At 66.4% G+C, this 5,506-nt stretch carries 5 protein-coding genes and 1 pseudogene; 5 read left to right on the top strand and 1 reads right to left on the bottom strand.

Annotated elements, in window-relative coordinates; all coding sequences use genetic code 11:
- Positions 1-402: polyhydroxyalkanoate synthesis repressor PhaR (gene phaR, locus H261_RS22255; RefSeq protein WP_008622312.1), on the bottom strand; the 402-nt coding region annotated here is incomplete at its 3' end.
- A 511-nt stretch (positions 403-913) separates the two neighbouring features.
- Between phaR and H261_RS22265 the strand changes: the two genes are divergently transcribed.
- From H261_RS22265 to H261_RS22285, 5 genes and pseudogenes are all read left to right on the top strand, one after another.
- On the top strand, positions 914-2,032 hold the full coding sequence (locus H261_RS22265) for an alpha/beta fold hydrolase (RefSeq protein WP_008622316.1): 1,119 nt from the start codon (positions 914-916) through the stop codon (positions 2,030-2,032).
- A gap of 124 nt (positions 2,033-2,156) precedes the next feature.
- Positions 2,157-3,329: an acetyl-CoA C-acetyltransferase gene (locus H261_RS22270; RefSeq protein WP_008622317.1), complete on the top strand. Its 1,173-nt coding sequence runs from the start codon at positions 2,157-2,159 to the stop codon at positions 3,327-3,329.
- A gap of 147 nt (positions 3,330-3,476) precedes the next feature.
- A complete protein-coding gene (gene phbB, locus H261_RS22275) occupies positions 3,477-4,199 on the top strand; it encodes an acetoacetyl-CoA reductase (protein ID WP_008622318.1) in 723 nt (240 codons plus the stop codon).
- Between the two features lie 289 nt (positions 4,200-4,488).
- Positions 4,489-5,190, top strand: coding sequence for a hypothetical protein (locus H261_RS22280; RefSeq protein WP_152427072.1), 702 nt, complete (start codon positions 4,489-4,491; stop codon positions 5,188-5,190).
- Positions 5,190-5,506 (top strand): annotated as a pseudogene (locus tag H261_RS22285) (HD domain-containing phosphohydrolase); the annotation flags it as partial. The gene H261_RS22280 and the pseudogene H261_RS22285, both read left to right, overlap by 1 nt.

Consider the following 5,506-nt stretch of genomic DNA (forward strand, 5'->3'; position numbering starts at 1 on the left):
TCGAACGGGCCGAAGGGGGAACATCCCCTCCAGGGCGTTGCGCATGTAGTCGCGCATCTGGGCCTCGTTGTGGGAGAAGGCCTGCATGGAATATTCCAGGTAGCGCGGCACCAGCCCGCCCAGGGAATCGCCGTAGAAGCCGATCAGCTGGCGCAGGAAGCTGATGGGCAGCAGGTTCTGCCCGCCCTTCGACTCTTCCTCGACGATGATTTGGGTCAGGACCGAGCGGGTGATGTCCTCACCGGTCTTGGCGTCGTAGACCACGAAGTCGTCGCCGTCCTTCACCATCTGGGACAGGTGGTCCAGGGTGACGTAGCTGCTGGTCGCCGTGTTGTACAGGCGGCGGTTGGCATACTTCTTGATGGTGATCGGGGCCTTGGCGGAGGTCTGGGTCTCTGACATCTGCTTTATCGTCTCGATTCTGTCGGGCGGGCGTCATTGCCCGCTGCATTGCACCAGTAGTAACAGAATTTTACGTGGCGCGTCGATTGGCAACAATTTTCTTTCGCCACCGCAATATGACTTCCCGTCCGTATGGTCAAGGGGCGGAGCCTGGGCTATGATCCGGGCATGTCAGATGCGCCGCCCGATTTCCAGGCACTTGCGCGCCGCTATCTCGACCTGTGGCAGGAGCAGGTGGCGGCCGTGGCCGCCGACCCCGCCTTGGCCGAGGCGGTCGCCCGCGGCGTCGCCATGATGACCCAGAGCGCCGCCGCGGTGGCCCAGGCCACCGGGCTGAAGGTGAACCAACCCGATGGTGGGGCCAAAGAGCATGAGCGGAGAGAGCAGCCCGGCGCCCCGCACGGGGCCGCGTCCCCTGGCCCTGCACCTCATGACCCACGCCTCGACCCTGACGAGTTCGCGCGCCGCCTTGCCGCACTTGAAGGACGGGTCGCTGCACTGGAAGCCGCCCTTGGCGGAGGCGGGGCAGGGGCTGGCGCAAAGCCTCGCCGGGGCCGGACCCGAGGCGTGGACCCGGCTTGACGAGGCGGTCGCCGCCGAATCCCTGCGCCGTCACGAATCCTTCCTGGCTGGCATCGAGGCCTATCGCCACCATCCCTACCGCCGCGCCGTGGACCCCGCCCCGGAAATCTGGCGCCAGGGCACCACATCCCTGCGCGACTACCGCCAGCCCGGGGACGGCGACGCGCCGCCGGTGCTGGTGGTGCCCTCGCTGATCAACCGCGCCTACATCCTCGACCTGACGGAAAAGCGCAGCCTGATGCGCTATCTCGCCGCCAAGGGTCTGGCGCCGTTCCTGGTGGACTGGGACGCGCCGGGCGAGGCCGAGAAGGGCTTCACCCTGACCGACTACATCGCCGGGCGGCTGGAGGCGGCCCTGGACGAGGTGGCGCGCCTGACCGGGCGGCGTGCGGCGGTGGTGGGGTATTGCATGGGCGGGCTGCTGGCCCTGGCCCTGGCCCAGCGCCGTCCCGACGCGGTGTCGGGGCTGGTGCTGCTGGCCACCCCCTTCGATTTCGTCATCGGGCGCGAGGCCAATGCCGTGCTGATGAAGGCCCTGGCCCAACCCATGGGCACCCTGATCGACGGGGTGGGCGAGGTGCCGGTGGACATGCTCCAGGCCATGTTCGCCGGACTGGACCCGGGGCTGGCCGCCCGCAAGTTCACGGCTTTTGCCCGTTTGAAGCGCAGGAGTGCCAAGGCGCGCGACTTCGTCGCCCTGGAGGACTGGGCCAATGACGGTGTTCCCCTGGCCGGTCCGGTGGCCCGCGAATGCCTGTTCGGCTGGTACGGGGAAAATGATCCGGTCCGGGGAGAGTGGTGTATCGAAGGCAGGCCTGTTCTGCCCGAGGAGGTTTCCGTCCCCACCCTGGTCATGATCCCCCGGCGCGACAGGATTGTGCCGCCCGCGTCCGCTTTACCATTGTGGGAACGCATCCCAAGTGCCAAGCTGATGCGGCTGGCCGGTGGGCATGTGGGCATGCTGACCGGACCGCGCGCCAAGACCGAGGTCTATGGTCCGCTCATGCGTTGGCTGCACCGCAGGGCTGGCATCAGACCGGTTGCATAAGGGGTAACCGAAGCGCTATGACAGCGGGGGGAGACATCTTTCTGGAACGACACCAGAAAATCACCCTCCTCCAAGCGGTCCCGCCCCATGCGGCCCCATACCCACCCGAGGAGACAACACGCTCATGACCGATATCGTTATCGCCGCCGCCACCCGCACCGCCATCGGCTCGTTTTCGGGCTCGCTTGCCGGGCTGTCGGGCCAGGCGCTGGGCTCCATCGTCATCAAGGCCGCGCTGGAGCGCGCCAAGGTCGACGCCGCCGACGTCTCCGAAGTGATCATGGGCCACATCCTCACCGCCGGCCAGGGCATGAACACCGCCCGCCAGGCGGCCCTGAACGCCGGCCTGCCCATCGGTTCCTCCGCCATGACCATCAACCAGGTGTGCGGCTCGGGCCTGCGCGCCGTAGCGCTGGGCATGCAGGCCATCCTGGCCGGCGATTCCACCGTCGTGGTGGCCGGCGGCCAGGAGAGCATGTCCAACTCGCAGCATGCCGGTTATCTGCGCTCGGGCGTCAAGATGGGCCCCATGGGCTTCGTCGACACCATGATCAACGACGGCCTGACCGACGTGTTCAACTCCTACCACATGGGCATCACCGCCGAGAACGTGGCCAAGGAGAACGGCATCACCCGCGAGATGCAGGACGAGTTCGCCGTGGCCTCCCAGAACAAGGCCGAGGCCGCCATCAAGGCCGGCCGCTTCAAGGACGAGATCACCCCCGTCACCATCACGGTGAAGAAGGAAGAGAAGCTCTTCGACACCGACGAGTTCGTGCGCATGGGCGCCACCCTGGATTCCCTGGCCAAGCTGCGCCCCGCCTTCGCCAAGGACGGCACGGTCACCGCCGGCAACGCGTCGGGCATCAATGACGGTGCCGCCGCCCTGGTGCTGATGACCGCCGCCGAAGCCGCCAAGCGCGGCATCACCCCCCTGGCCCGCATCGCCGGCTGGGCCACCGCCGGCGTCGATCCCAAGATCATGGGCATCGGTCCGGTGCCGGCCTCGCAGAAGGCCCTGGCCCGCGCCGGCTGGAAGCACGCCGACCTCGACCTGATCGAGGCCAACGAGGCGTTCGCCGCCCAGGCCCTGGCCGTCAACAAGCAGATGGGCTGGGACACCTCGAAGGTGAACGTCAACGGCGGCGCCATCGCCCTTGGCCATCCCATCGGCGCCTCGGGCGCCCGCGTCCTGGTCAGCCTGATCCACGAGATGGCCAAGCGCGGCGGCAAGAAGGGCCTCGCCACCCTGTGCATCGGCGGCGGCATGGGTATCGCGCTGTGCATCGAGCGCTGATTTCGTAGGCTTTTGAAAAAAAGGGGAGCCGCGCCCGCCCGGCGGCTCCCCGTTTTTCCACAGGGCGGGAAATACAGATCGGACAGGCCGGACCATACCGGCGTCAAAGATCCGACCGGAGACACAGTAGTGATAGAGGAGAAGTCCATGGGTCGTTTAGCAATTGTGACCGGCGGCACCCGCGGCATCGGCCGCGAGATTTCGGTGACCCTGAAGAAGGCCGGCTACAAGGTGGTGGCCAATTACGGCGGCAATGACGAGGCGGCCGCCAAGTTCACCGCCGAGACCGGCATCCCTTCCATGAAGTGGGACGTCGGCAGCTACCCGGCCTGCGAGGCCGCCATGAGCAAGATCGTCGCCGAGCACGGCCCGGTGGAGATCATCGTCAACAACGCCGGCATCACCCGTGACGCCACCCTGCACCGCATGAGCTATCAGATGTGGGAGGAGGTCATCCACACCAACCTGACCTCCTGCTTCAACATGGCCCGCCTGGCCATCGATTCCATGCGCGAACGCGGTTTCGGCCGCATCGTCAACATCGGTTCCATCAACGGCCAGGCCGGTCAGTACGGCCAGGTCAACTATGCCGCCGCCAAGTCGGGCATCCACGGCTTCACCAAGGCCCTGGCCCAGGAAGGCGCCGCCAAGAACATCACCGTCAACGCCATCGCGCCCGGCTACGTGGACACCGACATGGTCCGCGCCGTGCCGCCGGCGGTGCTGGAGAAGATCATCGCCAAGATCCCGGTGGGCCGCCTGGGCCGCGCCGAGGACATCGCGCGCTGCGTGATGTTCCTGATCGCCGACGAGGCCGATTTCATCACCGGCTCGACCCTGTCGGTCAATGGCGGCCAGCACATGTACTGATCCTGGATCGTTTCCAGGCGAAATGACGAGACCCCTGTCCCTCGGGACAGGGGTTTTTTATGCTGAAGTAGCAGAATATGTGCATATGGCTGAAAATGTATAAGCTGACGAAGTAGGGTTATTGCCGTAGTCGATACGAGTACTTCTGATCTTAGAATGATGAAAGAAATGGTTATATTTTGTCACTCTCCGTGTGTTGCACATTGTTTGGGCTAATCCCATACTCAAGCTATGGAAATGGGCTCTGACCTGAGCAGGGGATATGAACGGCTCGAACGGCATGGGACGGATGTCCACGGAACACGGAGCGGCGGCACAATCCTGCGGCGCCGAGGGGCGCGGCTGTTACGGTGCGGTGTCGGTGGTATCCGGCGTGCTGGAGCGGCTGCTGCGCGAAACCTCGCGGGACGGATTGGTGCGGGTCGAGGACGCGCTCAAGATCCTGAAACTGGTGGGGCGCGGCACCTATGAACTGGATGTCGCCTTCGATGGCCTGGAAAAGGCCTGCCGCCTGAAGTTCCAGCCGGGACGGGGCAAGGCGTCCAGCCGCGACAACCCCTTCCGCCGCCTGATGGTCCGCCCGTTCGAGACGCTGCTGTCGGGCGAGCCGCCCTCCTATCCCCGCGCCTTCCTGACCAATTACTTCGAGGTGGTGGAAGCCGCCTGCGGCGACAAGTATACCGAATACGACCGCCACAGCCGCGCCATCCTGCAGAACCTGCTGGTTGCCCACGGCCACAATCTGGTGTGGGACACCTTCTATGCCGAAACCCGCACCACCCAGGTGCTGGCCCATGCGCTGCGCCGCCTGCTGCGCTTCCTCGAGACGCCGCCCGGCCAGTGGGTCTGGGTGCAGGCCATGAGCAAGCCCAGCCCCACCGGGGCGCGGCCCAGCGCCGAGCAGGCCGACCGCATCCGCGAGACGCTGGCCTACACCCTGCGTGGCTTCGAAGGGCCTGGGGCCGCCGCGCGGCAGGGAGGGGCGGCGTGATGGCCTCGCTCGCTTCCACGTCCAGCCAGGAGCATTCCCGCAAGATTCTGGTGGCGGTGGTGGATGCCCATCCCGGCCACCGCCAGCAGGTGGCCACGGCCCTGACGTCGTTCTACCAGGTGGCGGCCTTCGAGCAGTTCGACCAGGCCATGGACGCGCTGGCCAGGACGCCGCCCTGCGTGGTGCTGCTGGACGAGAAGGCGCTGCCGCGCCTCGGCGGCGACCCCATCGCGGCGACCCGCAAGCTGCTGAGGGGCGTGCCGATCATCCGCACCATGGCGCGCTCGCCGTCACAGTTGGGCAGCGCCGCCTACGA

Source organism: Paramagnetospirillum caucaseum (assembly GCF_000342045.1).
GTDB classification, from domain to species: domain Bacteria; phylum Pseudomonadota; class Alphaproteobacteria; order Rhodospirillales; family Magnetospirillaceae; genus Phaeospirillum; species Phaeospirillum caucaseum.